This is a genomic window from Acidimicrobiia bacterium (genome assembly GCA_036396535.1).
Lineage (GTDB): Bacteria > Actinomycetota > Acidimicrobiia > Spongiisociales > UBA5794 > DASWKR01.
In genome coordinates this window covers 128,459-148,721 of record DASWKR010000065.1, presented here as the reverse complement: position 1 = coordinate 148,721, position 20,263 = coordinate 128,459, and the positions used below count along the sequence as shown (strand labels likewise).

The window sequence follows — 20,263 nt, the reverse complement described above, 5'->3', positions numbered from 1 at the left end:
GATCCCGCACCGCCCAACGAGACTGCGGTGCGGTCAGCGCGCCGAGCCGACGAGTGACGCCAGCTCGGACGCTGCATCATCGCGTGCCACGGTCGTGGTCTCACCCGTCGCTCGGACGGTGAGCTCGACGACACCGTCGGCGAGCCCCCGAGGGCCGACCGTGACGCGATAAGGGATCCCGATGAGCTCGGCATCGTTGAACTTGACGCCGGGACGCTCGTCCCTGTCGTCGAGAAGTACGTCGAGCCCCGCAGCGCGCATCCGCTCGTAGAGCCCCTCGGCTGCCGCCATCGTCGCGTGGTCGTCGACCTTCAGCGTCGTGATCACCACCTCGTACGGTGCGACCGCGACCGGCCACGAGATGCCCTTGTCGTCGTGGTGGACCTCGACGACTGCGGCCACGTTGCGCCCGACGCCGATGCCGTACGAGCCCATTTGGAGCGGCACCTCCTCGCCCTCCGCGTCGAGGACCGTGGCGCCGAGCTTCCGCGAATAGGTCGTCTCCAGCTTGAAGATGTGCCCGACCTCGATGGCCCGCTCGACGACGAGCGGCGCCCCACACACCGGACATGGCTCGCCGGCGCGTACCCTGCGCAGGTCGAGCCACCGGCCGACGGCGACGTCCCGGGCCACGTCGACGCCTCGCAGGTGCCAGTCGTCTTCGTTGGCCCCGGTCGTCATGTTGGAGCGACCGTCGAGGGCCGGGTCGGCGATGATCGGGAGCGCGGTCACCCCGACGGCGCCGAGGCTGCCGGGATCGGCACCGAGTGCTTCCCTGATCTCGTCCGCGTGTGCCGGTCGAACGTGCTGGGTTCCGAGGCCGTCGACGAGCTTCTGCTCCATGAGCTCATGGTCCCCCCGCAGCAGAATCAACGTCGGCTCGCCGTCGACGACGTAGACGAGCGTCTTGATCTGGCGTTGCGGTGTGGCGAAGTCGTGGGCTTCGGCGAGTGCCGCGATCGTCCTGATCCCCGGCGTCGCCACCCGCTCGGGGCGCCCTTCCCACGGCTCGTCGACCTCGGGGACGACCTCGGAGACCGCACGCTCGACGTTCGCCGCGTAGTCGCCGTTCGGACAGCGGGCGACGTCATCCTCCCCGGCAGGCGATGCGACCACGAACTCGACGCTCTCGGTGCCGCCCATGACTCCCGAGCTGGCGTGGACCGGGATGGCGTCGAGCCCGAGACGCCGGAAGATGGCGAGGTAGGCGCCTCGGTGGTTCTCGAACTGGACGTCGAGCCCCGCAGCGTCGATGTCGAACGAGTAGGAGTCCTTCATCACGAACTCCCTGACACGCAACAGCCCCGCCTTGGGTCGCGGCTCGTCCCTGAACTTCGTCTGCAGGTGATACCACGTCTGCGGCAGCTCCTTGTACGAGTGCAGCTCGGTGGCGAGGAGCGTGAAGACCTCCTCGTGCGTCATGGCCAGCAGGAGGTCGGCGCCCTTCCGGTCCTTGAACTTGACGAGGATTCCCTCCACGTCGTCCCAGCGACCCGTCTTCTTCCACACCTCACCGGGGTGCACGACCGGCAGGGAGAACTCCTGGCCCCCGATGCGATCCATCTCCTCGCGGATGATCGTCGAGACCTTCGTGGCGACGCGCATCCCGAGAGGGAGGAGCGAATACGACCCCGACATGAGCTGGCGGATGAACCCGCCGCGCACGAGCAGCCTGTGGCTGACGGCCTCGGCGTCCGCCGGGTCGTCGCGCAGCGTCGGGATGAAGGCGTTGGACCAGCGCATCGGTGGCTCTCTCGTGATCGGGGCACGCGAGGATAGATGCGGCGGGCAGCGAGCCGTCAGCGACGCGACGCCTGGGCGCTGGCGACGATGTCCTCGAGCGCCTCGTGGGCGGGTCGCCATCCGAGCACCGTCCTGGCGAGTTCGGCCGAGGCGACCAGGACGGCCGGGTCGCCGTCCCTCCGCGGCCCCATCTCGTGCGGCACCGCCTGGCCCGTGACGGCGCCGACCGTCTCGATCACGTCCAAGACCGAGTATCCGGCGCCGTTGCCGAGGTTGAACGCCGTGGTCGCCGCGCCCGAGCGCAGGTGGCCGAGCGCCAGGACATGGGCCGTCGCCAGATCGTCGACGTGGACGTAGTCGCGAATCGCCGTGCCGTCCGGGGTGTCGTAGTCGCTGCCGAACACCGTGAGTTGCGGGCCGGCGCCGGAGGCGGCGTCGAGCGCCAGCGGGATCAAGTGCGTCTCGGGATCGTGCTCCTCGCGCCGGCCCGACCCGGCCCCCGCCGCGTTGAAGTAGCGGAGCGAGGCGGATCTCAGCAGGCCCGCCGTGCCGAGCTGAGAGAGCATCGCCTCGACCGCCGACTTCGTCCAGCCGTACGGGCTGGTCGGGGCGTGCCGGTGAACTTCCTTGATGGGGACGTCGAGCGGATCGCCGTAGACGGCGGCGGACGAGCTGAACACGACGATCTCGACGCCTTCGGACACGAGCGTCGACAGGAGCGTCGCCGTCTGGGCGACGTTGCTCTGGTGGTAGCGCTGCGGCTCGCGAACCGACTCGCCGACCGAGATCAGCCCGGCGAAGTGCATACACGCATCGACGTCGTGGTCCGCCACGATCCGGGCGACGAGCCCTCCGTCGCCGACGGGTCCCTCATAGAAGGCGACCCCGTCGGGAATAGCCGCTCGAGGCGCCCGCTCCATCGAGTCGAGCACGACGACCCGCTCTCCCGCCTCCTTGAGGTGCTCGACGACGACCCCGCCGACATAACCCGCTCCACCGGTGACGAGGACGCTCGTCACGGTGCCGGCTCTGAGAGCGGCGCCGCGCCGGGCCGGGCGTCGTGGCAGGCGTATCGGGAGGGTGTCACCGGTGTCAGTCTGCCGCCGCCACCTCGGCGACGGCGGCGCGGCGGTCGGCGGCGTGGTTGACGTCTCCCTGGACGCTCCGCAGCTCTATGGCCGCTTCTTCGGCGATCTTTGCAGCGTCGGAATCGGCAGCCGCCAGGCGCGCCTCGACCCCCTCGGCAGCCAGCAAGCGCGCCTCGGTGAGGAGGGCGTCGACCATGTCCGCCTCAGGCACGACGCGGACGACCTGGCCCTTTATGAACAGGTGGCCCCTTCCGCGGCCGGCGGCGATGCCGATGTCGGCCTCGCGCGCCTCGCCGGGACCGTTGACCACGCACCCCATGACGGCCACCTGTATGGACAGCTTCTCGGCCTCGAGCGCCGCCTGGGCATCCTGGGCAACCTTGATGACGTCGACCTCGGCACGGCCGCACGAAGGACAAGCGATGAGGTCGAGGCCCTTCCGCTCACGAAGCCCGAGGTACTCGAGGAGTTGACGCCCCGCCTTGGCCTCCTCGACGGGGTCGGCAGTCAGGGAGAACCTGATGGTGTCGCCGATACCCTCGAAAAGCAGGGTCGAGATGCCCGCCACGGACTTGATGAGCCCGCCCGGCAGCGGCCCGGCCTCGGTGACGCCGAGGTGGAGGGGGTACTCGACGGCGTCTGCGAGCAGACGGTACGAGGCGACCATCGAGGGCACGTGACTGTGCTTCACCGATATCTTGATGTCGTGGAATCCCTCGTCCTCGAGGTACCCGATCTCCTTGAGCGCCGAGTCGACGAGAGCCTGCGGCACCGGTGCTCCGTACCTGGCGAGCAGGTCCTTGTCGAGCGAGCCGGCGTTGACGCCGACCCTGATCGACACGCCTGCGTCTGCCGCCGCCCTGGCGACGGTGCGGATCTGGTCCTCCTTGCGGATGTTGCCGGGGTTGAGCCGCAGGCCTGCGACACCGGCCTCGAGGGCGGCAAGCGCCAGTCGGTACTGATAGTGGATGTCGGCGATGATCGGCACCGGCGAACGCGGGACGATCTCGGCGAGGCCTTGGGCGGCGGCGACGTCGTTGCAGGTGATACGAACGATGTCTGCTCCGGCCGCCGCCAGGGCGTACACCTGGGCGAGCGTGCCGTCGACGTCGGCCGTCTTCGTGGTCGTCATCGACTGGACCGAGATCGGCGCTCCGCCTCCGACGGGGACGCCACCGACCTGGAGCCGCTTCGTGTGCCTGCGCTCGAAGCTCATCGGGCAATCGTAGGGACGGGCCGGGGAGCGTTCATTGACCCGGCGGGCGGAGCGGGTTGACGATGTCGAGATAGATGCCGAGCAGGCCGAGCATCACCACGAAGATGAACACCGCGGCCGCCACCGGCATGAGCTTCCTCACGTCTGCCGGACGTCCCCGAAGCCGCTCGTACAGGGCGACGGCGAAGTGACCGCCGTCGAGCGGGTAGAGGGGCACCACGTTGAGCACGCCGACGAAGATGTTGACGAAGGCGAGCAGCACGAGAGACTGCTCCAGTGGGCCGGCGATCCTCACCAGCCCGATCACACTGATTGGACGTGTCTCGTCCAGCACCTCGTCGTTCGACGTGACGGTTGCGTGGACGATGTTGCCGAAGTTCGCCACCAGGTCGGCGAGGCCTCGACCCGCCTGCACGACGCCGGTGCCGAGTGCCGACCCTGCCGTGGTGACCGCACCGACGAGCCCGACCCGATCGCCTGTGACACTGGGACTGACGCCGAAGAAACCGACGGCCTCGCCGTCCACCTCGTTGACCGCCAGGACCGTCGTGATCGTCATCTCCTCGCCGTCGCGCTCGAAGACGATGGTCGTCTCCTCGGCGGGCTTCAGATGAGCGCCCTCCACGAAGTCGTCCCACTCTTCGACAGATCGCCCGTCGATGGAGACGAGCCGGTCGCCGGCTTGCATGCCTGCGAGGTAGGCCGGCGTCGGAACGACGATGTCCGTCGTTGCCAGCGTGACGATCGCACCCCCTCGCTCCACCTCGACCTGGTGGATCGTCCCGGGAGGCGCCGTCGAGACCGGGCTGAGATCCTCGACGGGGTCGCCGTCGATCCTCACGATCTCGTCACCGCGCTCCAATTCGAGCGGGATCTCCTCTGCGACGCCGCTCGAGCGGATGAGCACCCGCGTCACGTCGCTGATGGCAGGATCGAGCGTGTAGCGACCGAGTGAGACCGTCCCCCACACGAGCGCGACCACAACGAAGATGACGAACGCCACCACGAAGTGGCTGGCGATGCCGGCGAGCACCACGACCGACTTCTGCCAGAACGGCTTGCGGCGATACGTCCTGTGCTCTTCGGCCGGATCGATTTCCTCGAAGGGGTTCATCCCCGTGATCCGGACATACCCCCCGAGGGGGATCGCCTTCACGCCGTACTCGGTCTCCCCTCTCGTGATCGACCAGAGGCGAGGACCGAAACCGAAGAACGCCTCCGTCGCCTTCATGTCGAAGGCCTTGGCGGCGATGAAGTGACCCCCCTCATGGATGACGACCATGAGGATGACACCGACGATTACGACGAGTGAGCCCATCTGCACCTATAACGGTAGAGAGGCGGACGCACTACAGCGGACGTCACGAGACGACCGACCGAGCGACGCGGCGAGCCTCTGCGTCGATCTCCATCACGTGGTCGACGCTCTCGAGCGGCACGACCTCGATCGCGTCGAGGCATTCCTCGATCACGTCCGTGATCGACAGGAACCCAATGCGGCCCGCCAGGAACGCATCGACGGCCACCTCGTCTGCAGCGTTCAGCACCGCAGGCGCAGATCCCCCGGCCGTCCCAGCCTGGTAGCCGAGGTCGAGGCCACGGAAGGCGGCCCGATCGACCGGCTCGAAGACGAGTGGCTCCGCGGTGAGATCGAACCCGAGGCGCGCCGCCGGCTGCCTGCCGGGATACGTGATTGCGTATTGGATGGCCTTGCGCATGTCGGGATCGCCGAGTTGTGCCTTGATCGACCCGTCCACGAACTCGACGAGGGAGTGGACGATGCTCTTGGGGTGGACCACGACGTCGATCGCAGCCAGGCCGATCTCGAACAGGAGGTAGGCCTCGATCACCTCCAGCGCCTTGTTGACGAGGGTGGCGCTGTCGACGGTGATCCGTGGACCCATGTTCCACGTCGGGTGCCGCAGGGCCTCGTCGACCGTGACCGAGGCCAAGCGGGCACGATCTGCGCCCCGGAACGGCCCACCCGACGCCGTCAGGATGAGCCTCCTGACCGTCTCGATGTCCTCCCCGACGAGGCACTGCCAGAGGGCCGAATGCTCCGAATCGACGGGGATCAGCTCCCCATGCCCCGCCTCGAGAGCCGCCCTCACGACAGGACCCCCGGCGACCAGGCTCTCCTTGTTGGCAAGGGCGAGCCGGTTGCCTGCCAGCAGCGCGGCGACCGAAGGCCGCAGCCCGGCGGCCCCCACGATCCCGTTGACGACGGTGGAGCCTGGCCGGGCGGCGGCCTCGGCGACCGCCGCCTCGCCGAACTCGACCCGCCTGCCGAACCCTCCGAATCGGGCCCGCGCTTCGGCGCTCTCCTCGGCCACCACGATCATCGCCTCGGGGATCTCGGTCGCCAGCTTGGCGAGATCGTCGGACGGCGAACCGGCGACGAGCGCCGCGACCTCCAGCTCGAGGTAGGAGGCGACCTCGATCGTCTGACGCCCTATCGAACCGGTGGCGCCGAGAACGACGAGCGGTCGCGTCACAGAACTCCGGCCCAGGCGAACACCATCCACGCTGCCGGCAGGGCGACGATCATGGCGTCGATCCTGTCGAGAGCCCCGCCGTGGCCCGGGAGGATCGTTCCCATGTCCTTGAGGCCGAGGGCCCGCTTGATCACCGAGATGCCAAGGTCGCCGAACGGAGCAACGATCGAGACGACGACACCGAGCGTGAGGCCCGTCGCCAGGTCGAGCGGTGGAGCGAACCCCCACAGCGCCCCGACGCCTATGGCGACGACGACACCGGCGATGAGGCCCTCGAGGGTCTTCTTCGGCGAGACTCGAGGAGCGAGCGGCCTCCTGCCGAAGCGCCGCCCGAAGAAGTACTGGGCGATGTCCATGGCGCCGACCGTCACCACGAACGCCCCGATGAGCCATCGGTAATCGGGAGCGTCGACGATCTCCATGGCGAACGACCCCAGCCCTCCGACCCAGACCACGACCATCAGTGTGACCGCCATGTTGACGAGCGGTGCGGGGCGCTGGCTGATGGCGTAGAACAGCACTACGGCGAGGGAGGTCAGCAGCAGAACGGTCGGGAGCGTGCCCACCCCCCACACCCAAGTGCTCAGCAGCGCCGCTCCCGTGCCGACGAGGCCGAAGAGGGTGAGCGGCCGGTATCGGCTCCTCACGAGGGCTGCGAAGAACTCGCCGGCCGCCAGGAGCATGATCGCCACGATGAGCAGCCCGACGGACAACTGGTACGTGAGCGACAGGACGAAGAGGACCACGAGGCCGATGCCGGTCGTGACTCGAACCGGCAGGTCGGACCGGCGCTCCTCGACCACATCCGGCCCGAATCCGCCGGAGGCGGCGATGACGTCGTCGAGGCCGAGGACGCCGCTCTCGATGCCGGGAATCTCAGCGGCGACGGGGCTGAGCTCGTGGACCTCCCTCGCCGAGCGGGCCACCTCGGCGGCCAGCCCGGCGTACTCCTCGGTGGTGTTCTTCACGTACTCGTCCGACGTGAAGTCGGCGAAGTCGGGGATCGTGTCGATCTCGTCGCCTTGCCATGCGAACTCGATCTGGCCCTCCTCCTCCGCCGGCGCCTCCACACCCCATCCCGGATCCGACCAGGCCTCCATCTCGTCGAGGAGGTCCTCGCCGCGGCCGTCTGCATCGGTCTCGTCCGCTGGAGTGGCCAGCGCCATCGGCTCGAGCTCGAACTCGTCGAATCCATCGTCAGGGCCGGGCTGTGCGCCGGTGTCGTCCGGTGCGGCATCTGCAGGGATCGCCGAGGCACCCGGAGACTCCCCGTGCGGCTCCTCCCCAGCGTGATGTGAGTCCTCGGGAGCAGGGTGGGACGGTGAGCCGTCGCCGGCGAGGGGCGCGTCGAGGTCGGTCCCCGGCCGCTCCTCTTCCGGCCCGGGCGTCTCCTCGTCGGATACGGCGTCCTTGCCCACCCCGTCGTCGTCTGCCCGCTCGTCCTCGGCAGCCTGCACGTCCTCGACCTCGGGTGCGTGCTCGACCGCCTGCACGTCCTCGGCCGCCTGCACGTCCTCGACCTCCGGTGCGTCCTGCACGGCCCCCCCGTCCTGCCCGGCGGCTTCGTCGTCGCCGAGCGAGGCGATGTCGATGGGTTCGTCTTGGTCGCCCAGAGACGCGATGTCGATGGGTTCGATCTCACCGGAAGGCGCCCCGCCGGCGATCCCGGCCTCGACTTGGCCGATCACGTCCAAATCGGTCACCTCTGCGCCGCCGACGTCCTCGACTCCTCCGACGTCCTCGACTCCTCCGCCGTCCTCGACGCCGCCGCCGTCCTCGACGCCGCCGCCGTCCTTGACGCCGGAGGCGAGGGCGTCGTCGAGGAAAGCATCGTCGAGCCACGCACCCTCGGCATCCCCTACGGCGTCGGCCGGGGACCCGCCGTGCTCGGTCGGGGATTCATCGGGGGACGACGCATACGCGGTCGAGTCCTCGCCTTCAGGCGGCTCAGGCGTGTCGCGCTGCAACGGTTCCTCCGATCGATGCGACGGCACCGCCTCGACGATCCCGGGTCCGTTCCCGTGCGAGGCCCTGCGAAGCCTCTTGGTGAGGCGGCTCCACCAGCTAGGCAACGATTCTGGCACGCCGCCGGGCTCGACCGGAGTCAGCGATGCGGCTGCGCCGATGCCCGCCGTCTCGGCCAGCGCTTCCCGTGCCGCGATCCCGGTGACGACGGCGAGCACCGACCGAAGCTCCCTGGCGGAGCCGTCTCGCCGGGCTGCGGCAGCCCGGGCGGCCGCAGCCGACATCTCTGATTGGATCATCGCTGCCCTGGCGTCGTCGTCTGCCTCGGACGCCGCCGCGATCGACGCCGCCGAGCGCTCCATCTCGTCGCGGAGTCTTCTCATGGTGCGCCATGCATCGTCCGCAGCCAGTTCGGCCGCCAGCTGCCGCGCCGTCGACGCCGCGTCGGACGACCGCCCGAGCTCGATGGCACGGTCGAGCCGTTCGCCCTCCGACCGCTCGAGGTGGCGTGCCGCCGTCACTTGCTGGTCCTGCAGCGGACCGAGCACTGCCGCGGCCAGCGCCTCGCCGTGTGCCCGCGCCGCCGAACCGGTCTGGGCGCCCATCCGCTGAGACTCGACGCTCTCGTGGGTCCGCCGATCGTTCGCCTCTGCAGCCTGCATGACATCCACGAGCTCGAGGGCTGCCGCATGCGCCCCGTCGGCGTGCACCGCCTCGAGTTGCCGGGCCAACCGGCGTTGCTCGGCTCCCCAATCGCCGCCGGAGCTTGCTCCGTCACCGACGAGCCGAGACACGTGTTCTCCTGCTGCCGTGCGCAGCTGGTGGCGCAGCCGGTCCCCTTCGGCGCTCGTCACTCGGGCCAGCGTGCGGGCGGCCGAGGCTCGGGCGTCTTCGGACCACGCTGCGATCACTGCGGCAGCTTGGGCGCCGCGAGCAACCTCGACCTGATGTCCGGCCCTGTCGTTCTCGAAAGCCGCCAGTGCTGTGACGCGGAACCCTTCCCAGGATGCCAGCTCGCCGGCGAAGCCCCGGGCGGCCTCGTCGGCGGCGCCAGTCCGGGCCAACTCGACGGCGGCGGATGCCCTGACGGTCTCGCCTGACCGCCGGGCGCCCTCTGCCTGTGCCCGGGCCGTGGACTCCCCGGCCGCCCAGGCGGAGATGATGCCTGCCGAGATGAGGGCGCGTTGGCGCTCGGTCGCCCGCTCCAGTCGACCCGTCTCGGCGGCGGCGTGCACCGACGCGGACGTCTTGTCGGACGACGCCAGGTCGCGAAGCAACTCGTCGACGTGTGCCATCGCGTCGTCGAGGGCCTGCTGCTCGGCGGCGATCTCCTCGTCGGTGAGGTACACGAACAGGTCGTCCGAATCCACCCATCGCGGGTGCCACGGATCGCCGGGATGCGGGTCGAACTCGGGCTCAGGCCGTCTGCGAGGCACAGGACCTTCCTTGAGCCGTGCTACGGAGGGCATGTGCCACCCTGGTCAGACCTCCAACAGCTCGGCTTCCTTGTGGGTGAGCTGCTCGTCGAGACGGGCGATGTGCTTGTCGGTTAGCTCCTGGAGGTCCTTCTCCCCGCGGCGGATGTCGTCCTCCGAGACGTCGAGCGCCTCCAGCTCGTCCTTGGCGTGCCTGCGCACGTTCCGAATGGCGATTCGCCCCTCTTCGGCGAGGTGCCGCACCAGCCTGATGAGCTCCTTGCGACGCTCCTCGTTGAGCTCGGGGAAGACGAGGCGGATCACCGAGCCGTCGTTCGACGGGTTCAATCCGATGTCGGCCTCCTGGATGGCCCGCTCGATGTCCTTCATCGCCGACTTGTCGTACGGTTGAACCACGAGCAGGCGAGGTTCCGGGACCGAGAAGCCCGCGATCTGCTGGAGTGGGGTTGGTGTGCCGTAGTAGGACACCTGGATACGGCTGAGCAGTCCCGGGTTCGCCCTCCCGGTGCGCACGTTGCCGAACTCTTGGGCGGTGTGGGAGATCGCCTGATCCATCTTCTGAGTGGCGTCATCGAGAACGTCGTTTATCACGGCCACCACCTCAGTGCACCAGTGTCCCGACACTGTCACCTCTGACGGCGCCGGCGATGTTTCCGGGTTTCGAGATGTTGAACACCCGAATCGGGAGCTCGTTGTCCATGCACATCGTAATGGCCGTCGAGTCCATGACCTGGAGCCGCTTGGAGATCACCTCCATGTAGGAGACGTCCTCGATGAGCTTGGCGTCCGGATTCGTCACCGGGTCGCTGTCGTAGACGCCGTCCACCTTGGTCGCCTTGAGCACGGCGTTGGCCCCGATCTCGGCGGCGCGCAGCGCCGCAGTCGTGTCCGTCGTGAAGAAGGGATTCCCGGTGCCGCCGGCGAGCACGACCACCCGGTTCTTCTCCAAGTGGCGGATGGCGCGCAGCCTGATGTACGGCTCGGCCACTTGCTGGATCGTGATCGCCGTCTGTACCCGGCACTCGGCGCCTGCACGCTCGAGGGCATCGCGCACGGCCAGGGCGTTGATGACGGTCGCCAGCATCCCCATGTAGTCGGCGTTCGCCCTGTCCATCCCGGCGGCCGCCGTCGAGATCCCGCGAAAGATGTTCCCTCCACCCACCACGACGGCGATCTGGTGCCCCTCGGAGTGGACGTCGGCGATCTCCTCCGCCACCGCCGCCACCACCTTGGGGTCGATGCCGTAGTTGAGGACGGGATCGGCGAAGGCCTCGCCGGACAGCTTGAGGACGACGCGTCTACCCACCTCAGGCGCTCGCCGACTCGAGGCTCGTCCCACCGTCGGCGGCGCTCGGGGACTCGCCGACCTGCATCCGTGAGAAGCGGGCAACGGAGATGTTCTCGCCCATCGCGGCTGCCAGCTGCTCCACCATCTCGCCAACGGTACCGTCGAATCGCTCACCGCGGACGAAGGGCTGCTCGTACAGGACGTTGTCCTCGTAGAACGACTGGAGGCGCCCTTCGACGATCTTGTCGACGATGTGGTCGGGCTTGCCCTCGTTGCGCGCCTGGGCTGCGATGAGGTCTCGCTCCTTGGCGAGCACCGCCGCGGGGACGTCCTGTCGACGTACCCACTCCGGGCGCGCCGCCGCGATGTGCATGGCGATGTCGTTGGCGGCCGCCTGGAAGTCGTCGCTCTTGGCGACGAAATCCGTCTCCGAGGCCAGCTCCACCAGGACTCCGATCACCGGCCGGCCCGCCTGATGATGCAGGTAGCTCCCGACGGTCCCCTCGGTGGCGGCGCGGTCGGAGCGCTTCGCCACTGCGGCCTGGCCCTTCTCGCGCAGAATGTCCTTCGCCCTCTCGAAGTCGCCGCCCGACTCCTCGAGCGCCCGCTTGGCGTCCATCATCCCGGCCCCCATGAGCTGGCGGAGCCGCTGGATGTCCTTGGCGGAGATCTCGCTCACGCGCCCGCCCGAGAACCGTCATGCCCGACGGCAGCCGCCTCGGCCTCGGCATCCAGGGACTGCGCCCTGTCCTTGCGTCCCGCTTCGCTCAGCTCCCTGCCTGAGCGAGCGGCATCGGCGACGATCCCACTGAGGAGCTGCGAAGCGCGGATGGCATCGTCGTTGCCTGGGATGACATAGTCGATCAGATCGGGGTCGCAGTTCGAGTCGACGACGGCAACGATCGGGATACCGAGCCTTGCCGCCTCGGCGACTGCGATGTGCTCGCTCTTGATGTCGATGATGAACACGGCGTCGGGGGGCCGGGTCATCTCACGGACGCCCCCGAGGACGGTGAGGAGCTTCTCGAGCTCGCGGCGGAGCCGGAGGCGCTCCTTTTTCGGCAAGGCGTTCATCTCGCCCGAGTTGTCCATCCGCTCGAGCTCGAGCATGTAGCGGATTCGCTGGTTGATGGTCTGGAAGTTGGTGAGCATCCCGCCCAGCCATCGCTGGTTGACGTACGGCATGCCGCACGAATCGGCCGCATCCTTGATGGCTCCCTGGGCTTGCTTCTTCGTTCCGACGAACAGCACGGTCCCGCCTGTGGACGTCGTCTCACGGATGAACTTGTGCGCCTCCTCGATGCGTTCGAGCGTCTGGCGCAGGTCGATGATGTGGATGCCGTTGCGATCGCCGAAGATGAACGGGCGCATCTTCGGGTCCCACCGACGGGTCTGGTGCCCGAAGTGGACACCTGCTTCGAGAAGCTGCCGCATGGTCACGACGGCCAAGAGATTCCTCCTGATGTTCGGGTTGTTCCTCCGCCTGCCATCCGGGACGGCTTGCGCACCGGGCTCCACGAGGGCCTCTCGGCGGAGATGGCACCTCGACCACTGGAGGTCGCAGCAGACGTGTGTGTTGGATCGAGAGTGTAGCCCGTACCGGCGCCCTCACCGCCGGGTAGTGGTTCAGTTTTCGAGACCTCGATCAGGCTGCGAAGGGGTCTGAGAACATGTGCGGATCGCGTCGGGCGATGACCTCTTTCCGGGTTTCTCTCAGGGGCTCTGCTGCGACGTAGTACCTGCCGCGCCTCTCACCTCGTGCGTGGACCAAGCCGGCGTCGAGCATTCGGCGCAGATCGCGTGTGGCGGTTGCCTCGTTGATCGCCTCACCCATCTCCTCATGCGCTGCTCTGTAGGTTGAGTTTCTGACGCGCATGCCCATCGCGGCATCAAAGAGTCCGACGAGGCAGCGATCGATGAGGCCGTGTTTGGTTCCAAGCTCCTCTAGTCGCCCCCACATCTCCTCAGACTCCGAGATGCGCTGGACCAACTTCCGCGCTTGGTGGAGGTGTGCCGTCAATGTGAAGCGAACCCAAGGGCGTGCATCTCGATGCGGCTGCCACTCCCCCCCGCCCACGTTCGCCAGGACGTCATGGTATACCTGGGTGTTTCTCCCAAGGTACTCTTCGATGCTTAGGAAGACCGGAGAAAGAGGGATGCCTTCGCGCCCGAGAACAAGGCTTTGTAGGCAGCGGGCCATGCGGCCGTTGCCATCCTTGAACGGATGGACCATCACGAGGTTGAGGTGTGCCATCCCTGCGCGGATCAGCGGAGGAGTGTCGTCTGGATCGTTCAGCGAAGCGGCCAGATGTTCCATGAGATCCGGGACCAGCGAGATGTCGGCGCCTTCGTACACGATCTGTCCCGTGTCTTCTCTCCTGACGTACGCCGTGCCTTGGCGCCACAAGCCCGGGCGGTTCTCCAGCCGGTAGCTCGTCATCAAGAAGTGAAGGCTCTTGAACAGTCGTGTGCTGTACTCGAAGTCGTCCTCGGTTACCAGTTGCACGACGTAGGTCATTGCGTCGCGATATCCCTGGAGGGCCCGCCAAGTCTCCTCGCTGGCATCCAGCGGCTCCTCCCCAAGGGCAACGGCAGCCGCGTCGTCCAGTGCGGCGTCGTACCCCTCGATCGTGTTCGACCCTTGGATTGCGCGAGCAAGGGACAGTCGCCGCAGCGACCCATACCAGCGCCGGGGCTCGAACAGCGAGTGCCGAAGATCCTTCCAAAGGCTCTCCATCTGCTCCAGTACTGCTTGCTCCTGGTCATCGATCTCGGGAGTCGATAACAACAAGTTCGTAACTTTGTTTCTATCTACCACTGTGCTAGATAATAACTATCATCGTGTGGGTTCACAACCTACATTCCAGCATGATGGTCGGTACGGTGAACAAGCTGAGCAAGGAACGACGGCGACAGATCGGCTGCCTGGTGGAGGGCATGAGCACCCGCGGCACGGTCCGGGGTCACGAGAGCTGCCAAGAACGCCGTTACCAAGCTCGTCCCGTCCTGGCTCGGCGGGGAGGGCAACCCGCACGACGCCTGCACGTTCGTGAACAACTCGGCTCCCGGTTGCAGGTCCGCACGCTCGTCATGCGGCATGCGAACCCCCGAAGCTCAAACGGACCCACTGCTCATCGCCGGGGTCGGGCCCCCCGTCACTTGCGGTAAGGGGGCTCCATAAGGCGGTTCCTGAGGCTCATCACGGCCTTGGTGTGGATCTGGCACACCCGCGACTCCGTGACGCTGAGGACCTTGCCTATCTCGGCGAGGGTGAGGCCCTCGTAGTAGTAGAGGGTCACCACGAGGCGTTCCCGGTCTCCGAGGCGGTTGATCGAATCTGCGAGCAGATAGCGAGTTTCTTCCTTCTCGAACGATCCGCTCGGGTCGCTCGCCGTCGGGTCGGCGAGAACGTCGCCGACCGCGGCCGAGTCGCGCTCCCCCGGGTTGAGCAGCTCATCGAGGGCGACGAAGCCGAGCGTCGAGATCTCGCCGAGGTGATCCTGCAGGGTCTCGAGAGGAACCCCCATGTGCTCGGAGAGCTCCTCGTCCGTTGGCGTGCGCTGCAGGGCGTGCTCCAGTTCGGCGAGGCTTCGCTGGATCTCGCGGGCCCGTGCCCGCACGGAGCGGGGCACCCAGTCGAGGGCCCGCAGCTCGTCGAGTATCGCTCCCTTGATCCGGTTGACCGCGTACGTCTCGAACTTGTAGCCGCGCTCCGGATCGAACTTGTCGATGGCATCGATGAGGCCGAACGTGCCGTACGAAACGAGATCTTGTGGGTCGACGTTGCGCGGGAGCCCGGCCCTCAAGCGACCGGCCACGAACTTGACGAGCGCCGAGTAGTGCAGGATGAGTCCCTCACGCGCCTTGGCGTCACTGGTGGACTTGAAGCGCTCCCACAGCTCTTCGAGCTCTTTCTCGCCGCGCTCAGGCACGCGGATGGCTTCGGTCATAGCTTGCCTTGAGATGTCGGCGGGACACAGAAGTGTAGATCTGGGTCGTAGCCAACTCTACGTGCCCCAGAAGCTCCTGCACACTACGCAGGTCGGCGCCACCCTCCAAGAGATGGGTGGCGAACGAGTGGCGCAGGGCGTGCGGGAAGGTGCCGGCCCGAGACTTCACGACCCGCCTGATGCCCCTGGCGTCGAGGGGCTTGCCCCTGGCACCGAGGAAGAGTGCAGATCCGCTTTCTCGGGTCGCCAGCAACGGCCTGCCGTCGGCGAGATACGCCGCCAGGGCACGCTGCGCCACAGCACCCACCGGGACCGCCCGGTCCCGTCCTCCCTTCCCGGTGACCGTGATGAAGTCGTCTCCCCGCAGCGACCCGACTGTCAGAGATGCCAGCTCGGAGACGCGCAAGCCCGTGGCGTACAGCATCTCGAGAATCGCCCTGTCCCGCCGCGAGACGGCGTCGTCGCCGGTCAGCCCGTCGAGCAGCGAGGCGAGACCGGCGGCGGGCAGCGCTTTCGGGAGCGTCTGCGGCTTCTTCGGCTGCGAGACCCCGACGGCAGGGTTGGCCGGGATCTCCCCCCGCCGGGCGGCGTCATCGAGGAACGAACGGATGGCGGAAGCCTTGCGGGCCGCCGATCGCTTGGCGTATCCCCTCGTTGCGAGCTGGCCCATGTAGCGGCGGATGGTGGTCCTGGTGATCCCGCCCAGCCCGTCGATGCCGAGCCGGGTGCAGAAGACACCGAATTGCATCAGGTCCGACCGGTAGGCGGCGATCGTGTGCGGCGACGCCCCACGCTCGGCGGCGATGCGTTCGAGGTAGGCGACGGCCCGCCGTTCGAACCACGGGGCGACGGTGAGTGCAGACACGGCGCCCATGGTGGCACGCGGCATGCGAACTTCGCGACCTCGTTGCGCGACGTTCGGCAGTCACGGTGCCCTCGTGAGCAGCGAGCCCTCCCGGCACACCAGGCCGTTCGCTTCGAGGAGGCCGACGAGGACGAGGGCGGCGACCGCGTCGACGCCGGCTCTCGCGGCGAACTCGTCGACGCTCTGACCGACACCGATACCCTCGATGGCAGCGATGACGTCGTTCGGGAGATCGACGTCCGCAGGGACGCCGCCACGCCTTCGGCCACGCGGCGCCGGGCCGAGCACGAGCTCGAGCTCCTCGACGAGGTCGTCGGGGTCGAGCACCGGGTGTGCGCCGTCCCTGATCAGCAGGTTGCAGCCCCGCGACGAGTCACGGTCGACGTCTCCGGGTACCGAGAAGACCGGGATGCCCTGCTCGAGGGCTGCCGACGCGGTGATGAGGGCGCCACCCTTGACGGTTGCCTCGACGACCACGACGGCGCCCGACAGCCCCGAGATGATCCGGTTGCGGGGAGGGAACCTCCATCCCTCGGGCGGCGTGCCCGGCGGGTACTCCGTGACGATTGCACCGCCGTTGTCCACGAGCTGCTGCGCCAGCGCACGGTGCTCGGCGGGATAGAGCACGTCGATGCCGCTGCCGAGCACGGCGATCCCCTGCCCGGCGACATCGACCGTGCCTTCGTGGGCGGCGCCGTCGACGCCGCGAGCCAACCCGCTCACGAGTGGCCACCCCGCCTTGGCGACCGCTCTGCCGTAGCTGCGAGCGAGCCGCCTCCCGTAGATCGTGCAGCGACGGGTCCCGACGACGGCCACGGCCGGTCCCTCCGCCACCGAGCCGCGCACGAACAGCGAGTCAGGAGCGTTCTGCCGTCCCTGGAGCGCTTCCGGGTAGCCCGGCCCCCCACGGAAGACGACGGTGATGCCGAGTCGCTCGAGCTCGCGACGCCGCTGGTCTGCCGGGACGCGAGCGGCGGCTCGGGCGACCGGCGAGCCGATCTGGCCGTTCTCGACCTTCGCCAGGGCGCGCCGCGCCGAGCCCTCGGACAGCAGTCGTTCGACCTGCTCGGGATGGAGCCCGGCGAATGCGAGCCGCAGGCGATGATCCTCGGTCACGACGCGCTCCGATACGTGAGCGCTTCCGCCATGTGCGGCTCGCCGATGACGGCCGACTCGTCGAGGTCTGCGATCGTGGCGGCCACCCGGCGAACCCTGTCCCACCCCCTGGCCGTGAGGGCCAGGCGGTCGACCGCCTTTGCGAGGAGCGCAGAAGCGGCCGGGTCCCAGTCGAGGGCAGCCAGCTGACGGCTGCCCAGTCTTCGGTTGAGACGCCCGCGGTCTGTCTGCCGCTTGCGGGCCGCGACCACCCGCTCCCGCACTGCTGCACTCGGCTCACCACCTCGCCCTGCCAGCTCGGCGGACGGCACGGCGCCCACGGAGAGCCGCAGATCGAACCGGTCGAGCATCGGCCCGGAGAGCCTGGCCCGATACCGCTCGGCCGTCCTCGGGGTGCAGGCGCACGCCTTCGTCCTGTCTCCCGAGTGTCCGCACGGGCACGGGTTCGTGGCGGCGATGAGCTGGACGTCGCTCGGGAACTCCACAGTCGCTCCCTTCCGGGAGATGACGAGCGACCCCTCCTCGATCGGCTGCCGCAACCCGTCGAGGAGCTGCTTCGGGAACTCGCACAACTCGTCGAGGAAGAGGACTCCGCGATGGGCCAGGGTGACCTCTCCCGGGACGGGCACGCCGCTTCCGCCCCCGACCAGCGCCGCCATGGTCGCCGAGTGGTGTGGCGCCCGGAACGGCGGCACCCTGGTCGTACCCCGCATCCTGCCCGCCGCCGCCCACGCCAATGAGACCTCGTTGACGTCCTCGTCCTCGAGTGGCGGGAGGATGCCGGGCAGCGACCGTGCCAGCATGGTCTTGCCGGCCCCTGGGGGGCCGGACAGCAGCATGTGGTGGCCTCCCGCCGCGGCGACCTCGAGTGCCCGGCGCGCCACGACCTGGCCCTTCAAGTCTGCGAGGTCGAGCGCCGGCTCCTCGACCGGGCAACCCACCGGGATCGGCGCCGGCTCGGCACGGCCGGTGGCGACGTCGACGGCGTCACGCAGAGTGAGCACGGCCCGCACGTCGGCGCCGGCGACACGGCAGGCCTCGACCGCCGAGCCCGGCGACAGGAGGCATGGCTTCTCTCCCGCCCTGGCGACGAGGGCGGCCCCATAGCCGCCCCTGACGGCCCGCACCGCCCCATCGAGGGCGAGCTCGCCGAGAGCGACGACGCCTGCCGCCCCCGGCGGCGCCTCACCGCACGCCGCCAGCACACCGAGCGCGATCGGGAGGTCGTACGCGCTCCCGGCCTTGGGGATGTCCGCCGGGGCGAGGTTGACGACGACTCGACGGGCCGGGAACCTGAACCCGCTCGAGACGAGGGCGGCCCGCACGCGCTCTCTTGCCTCGCGAACGGCCACGTCCGGGAGACCGACGATGGCGATGGCCGGCTGACCCCCCGTGATGTGCACCTCGACCCGCACCGGGCGAGGCTCGACCCCGACGAGGGCTACTGATGTGACGGCTGAGAACATGCCGGCACCGTATCGACCCGGTGTGACACGAAGGAGGGGACCCGGCTCAGGCTCGTCTGGCGAGCACGGCGAGCCAGGCCGGGGCCCCGCGGCCCGCAGGAGCGGCGGCGCCGATGTCCTCGCAGCTCACGTAGCTCTCCCCCTCTGCGCAGACGTCCGTGCCGGGGCCGCCGTCGAGCTCGTCCGTCCCGAAGCCCCCGTACAGGAAGTCGTTCCCGCCGAACCCGGCGATCTGATCGTCGCCGTCGAGGCCGAACAGGAAGTTCCCTGCAACCGCGTCGTCGCCGGTGATGATGTCGTCGAAGTTCGACCCCTCGGCGTCCTCGATGCTGATGAGGGTGTCGAGGCCGGCCCCCGTCGCCCTGTCGCTCCCGAAGTTGATGTTGACCGGCGTCGGCGAGTCGAAGTACGAGACCCGATCGAAGGCGACTCCTCCGTTCACCACGTCGTCGCCGCGGCCGGGAACGAGGTAGTCGTTTCCGCCCGCTCCACCGAGCTCGTCGTCACCGTCTCCACCGAAGATGCTGTTGTCGCGACCATCGCCGTCGAGGGTGTCGTCGTGCACCGATCCGCTGAGCCACTCGAAGCCGTCGACGACGTCGTCGCCCTCGCCCGTCGCCGTGCCTGCCGCCAGGTCGACGGTCACACCCTGCCCGGCTCCTGCGAAGCTCAGCTCGTCCTCGTCGCCCTTGCCGCCCTTGGCCGAGTCGTCACCCGGACCGGGGGCGACGAAGTCGAGTCCGCCCCCGCTGGTGATCGTGTCGTTGCCCGTGTTCCCGAAGATGGCGTCGTCGCCGCCCCCGCCCGAGATGGTGTCACCCCCGGTCCCCCCCGACATGATGTCGCTGCCCCCGCCGCCCTCGATCACATCGGCGCCACCCTGGCCATTGATCGTGTCGTTGCCCTTGCCCCCCGAGATGGCGTCTGCGCTCCCGCCGCCGAGAAGGGTGTCGAAGCCGTTCCCGCCGTCGAGGCCGTCTCGACCTCCGCCACCGGACAGCACGTCGTCCCCGGTGCCGCCTTGGAGCGAGTCGGGTCCGCCCCGTCCGACGATGTCGTCGTTGCCTGCCTTGCCTCGCAGGCGATTTCCTTCGGAATCTCCCGAGATGGTGTCGTCGAAGTCCGAGCCGTCGACACTCTCGACTCCGACGATACTGTCCGTCCCCTGGCCGGCAGCGGTGCCGGCGGCCAGGTCGACGGTCACGGCGCCGGCGGCCGACCCGAAGGCGGCGACGTCGGTGGCTCCCCCTCCGCGGAGCTCGTCGTCACCGGCCCCGCCGATGAGCGTGTCACGTCCGGCCCCGCCGATCAGGACGTCGGCGCTTCCTCCGCCGTCGAGCTCGTCCTTGCCCGAGTTGCCGCACAGGACGTCCTTGCCGCCCCGGCCGAGGATCGTGTCGTCGCCTCCCAGCCCCACGATCACGTCGCGGCCCGACGTGCCGACGAGGAAGTCGTCACCCGGCGTTCCGACGATCGTCGCCGCTCTGCCGTCGCACGTCTCGTCCGCTGCGGCTGCCGGTACGGCTACGAAACCCGCCATCGAGACGGCGATCGCGACGAGCCACAGTGACCTGCTGACGCGACCGATGGGGCAACTCATCTCACACAAGTGTATGTGAGTCGGCCGTTTGTGCG

At 68.6% G+C, this 20,263-nt stretch carries 16 protein-coding genes; all 16 read right to left on the bottom strand.

The annotated features are described in order from the left end of the window. Positions 1-33: 33 nt before the first annotated feature. The 16 genes from VGC47_12325 to VGC47_12250 all read right to left on the bottom strand — a co-directional run bounded on the left by VGC47_12325 (position 34) and on the right by VGC47_12250 (position 20,228). Positions 34-1,743 carry a proline--tRNA ligase gene (locus VGC47_12325; protein ID HEX9856091.1) on the bottom strand — a complete coding sequence of 570 codons (1,710 nt, stop codon included), beginning with the start codon at positions 1,741-1,743 and terminating at the stop codon, positions 34-36. Between the two features lie 56 nt (positions 1,744-1,799). Further along, positions 1,800-2,762, bottom strand: a complete 963-nt coding sequence (gene galE, locus VGC47_12320; protein HEX9856090.1) for a UDP-glucose 4-epimerase GalE — start codon at positions 2,760-2,762, stop codon at positions 1,800-1,802. 73 nt (positions 2,763-2,835) lie between these two features. Further along, a complete protein-coding gene (gene ispG, locus VGC47_12315; GenBank protein ID HEX9856089.1) occupies positions 2,836-4,047 on the bottom strand; it encodes a flavodoxin-dependent (E)-4-hydroxy-3-methylbut-2-enyl-diphosphate synthase in 1,212 nt (403 codons plus the stop codon). Positions 4,048-4,078: 31 nt separating this feature from the next. Further along, positions 4,079-5,365 carry an RIP metalloprotease RseP gene (rseP, locus tag VGC47_12310; GenBank protein ID HEX9856088.1) on the bottom strand — a complete coding sequence of 429 codons (1,287 nt, stop codon included), beginning with the start codon at positions 5,363-5,365 and terminating at the stop codon, positions 4,079-4,081. Between the two features lie 43 nt (positions 5,366-5,408). Continuing rightward, the gene (gene dxr, locus VGC47_12305; protein HEX9856087.1) at positions 5,409-6,542 is read right to left on the bottom strand and encodes a 1-deoxy-D-xylulose-5-phosphate reductoisomerase; all 1,134 of its coding nucleotides are present in this window, start codon (positions 6,540-6,542) and stop codon (positions 5,409-5,411) included. Beyond that, the gene (locus VGC47_12300; GenBank protein HEX9856086.1) at positions 6,539-9,943 is read right to left on the bottom strand and encodes a phosphatidate cytidylyltransferase; all 3,405 of its coding nucleotides are present in this window, start codon (positions 9,941-9,943) and stop codon (positions 6,539-6,541) included. The genes dxr and VGC47_12300 overlap by 4 nt, the downstream gene beginning before the upstream one ends. Before the next feature lie 45 nt (positions 9,944-9,988). Beyond that, the gene (gene frr, locus VGC47_12295) at positions 9,989-10,534 is read right to left on the bottom strand and encodes a ribosome recycling factor (protein HEX9856085.1); all 546 of its coding nucleotides are present in this window, start codon (positions 10,532-10,534) and stop codon (positions 9,989-9,991) included. 10 nt (positions 10,535-10,544) lie between these two features. After that, on the bottom strand, positions 10,545-11,249 hold the full coding sequence (pyrH, locus tag VGC47_12290; protein ID HEX9856084.1) for a UMP kinase: 705 nt from the start codon (positions 11,247-11,249) through the stop codon (positions 10,545-10,547). Position 11,250: 1 nt separating this feature from the next. Beyond that, positions 11,251-11,910: a translation elongation factor Ts gene (locus VGC47_12285; GenBank protein ID HEX9856083.1), complete on the bottom strand. Its 660-nt coding sequence runs from the start codon at positions 11,908-11,910 to the stop codon at positions 11,251-11,253. Next, positions 11,907-12,680 carry a 30S ribosomal protein S2 gene (gene rpsB, locus VGC47_12280; GenBank protein ID HEX9856082.1) on the bottom strand — a complete coding sequence of 258 codons (774 nt, stop codon included), beginning with the start codon at positions 12,678-12,680 and terminating at the stop codon, positions 11,907-11,909. Before rpsB ends, VGC47_12285 begins: the two co-directional genes overlap by 4 nt. 196 nt (positions 12,681-12,876) lie before the next feature. Continuing rightward, positions 12,877-14,049 carry a Fic family protein gene (locus VGC47_12275; GenBank protein ID HEX9856081.1) on the bottom strand — a complete coding sequence of 391 codons (1,173 nt, stop codon included), beginning with the start codon at positions 14,047-14,049 and terminating at the stop codon, positions 12,877-12,879. Positions 14,050-14,386: 337 nt separating this feature from the next. Then, positions 14,387-15,181 carry an RNA polymerase sigma factor WhiG gene (whiG, locus tag VGC47_12270; GenBank protein ID HEX9856080.1) on the bottom strand — a complete coding sequence of 265 codons (795 nt, stop codon included), beginning with the start codon at positions 15,179-15,181 and terminating at the stop codon, positions 14,387-14,389. Then, complete coding sequence (locus VGC47_12265; protein ID HEX9856079.1) at positions 15,156-16,070, bottom strand: tyrosine-type recombinase/integrase; 915 nt, start codon at positions 16,068-16,070, stop codon at positions 15,156-15,158. The genes whiG and VGC47_12265 overlap by 26 nt, the downstream gene beginning before the upstream one ends. A 36-nt stretch (positions 16,071-16,106) precedes the next feature. Beyond that, positions 16,107-17,162, bottom strand: a complete 1,056-nt coding sequence (gene dprA, locus VGC47_12260) for a DNA-processing protein DprA (GenBank protein ID HEX9856078.1) — start codon at positions 17,160-17,162, stop codon at positions 16,107-16,109. Further along, positions 17,159-18,628, bottom strand: a complete 1,470-nt coding sequence (locus VGC47_12255) for a YifB family Mg chelatase-like AAA ATPase (protein HEX9856077.1) — start codon at positions 18,626-18,628, stop codon at positions 17,159-17,161. Before VGC47_12255 ends, dprA begins: the two co-directional genes overlap by 4 nt. A 46-nt stretch (positions 18,629-18,674) precedes the next feature. After that, positions 18,675-20,228 carry a calcium-binding protein gene (locus VGC47_12250; protein ID HEX9856076.1) on the bottom strand — a complete coding sequence of 518 codons (1,554 nt, stop codon included), beginning with the start codon at positions 20,226-20,228 and terminating at the stop codon, positions 18,675-18,677. Positions 20,229-20,263: the final 35 nt, after the last annotated feature.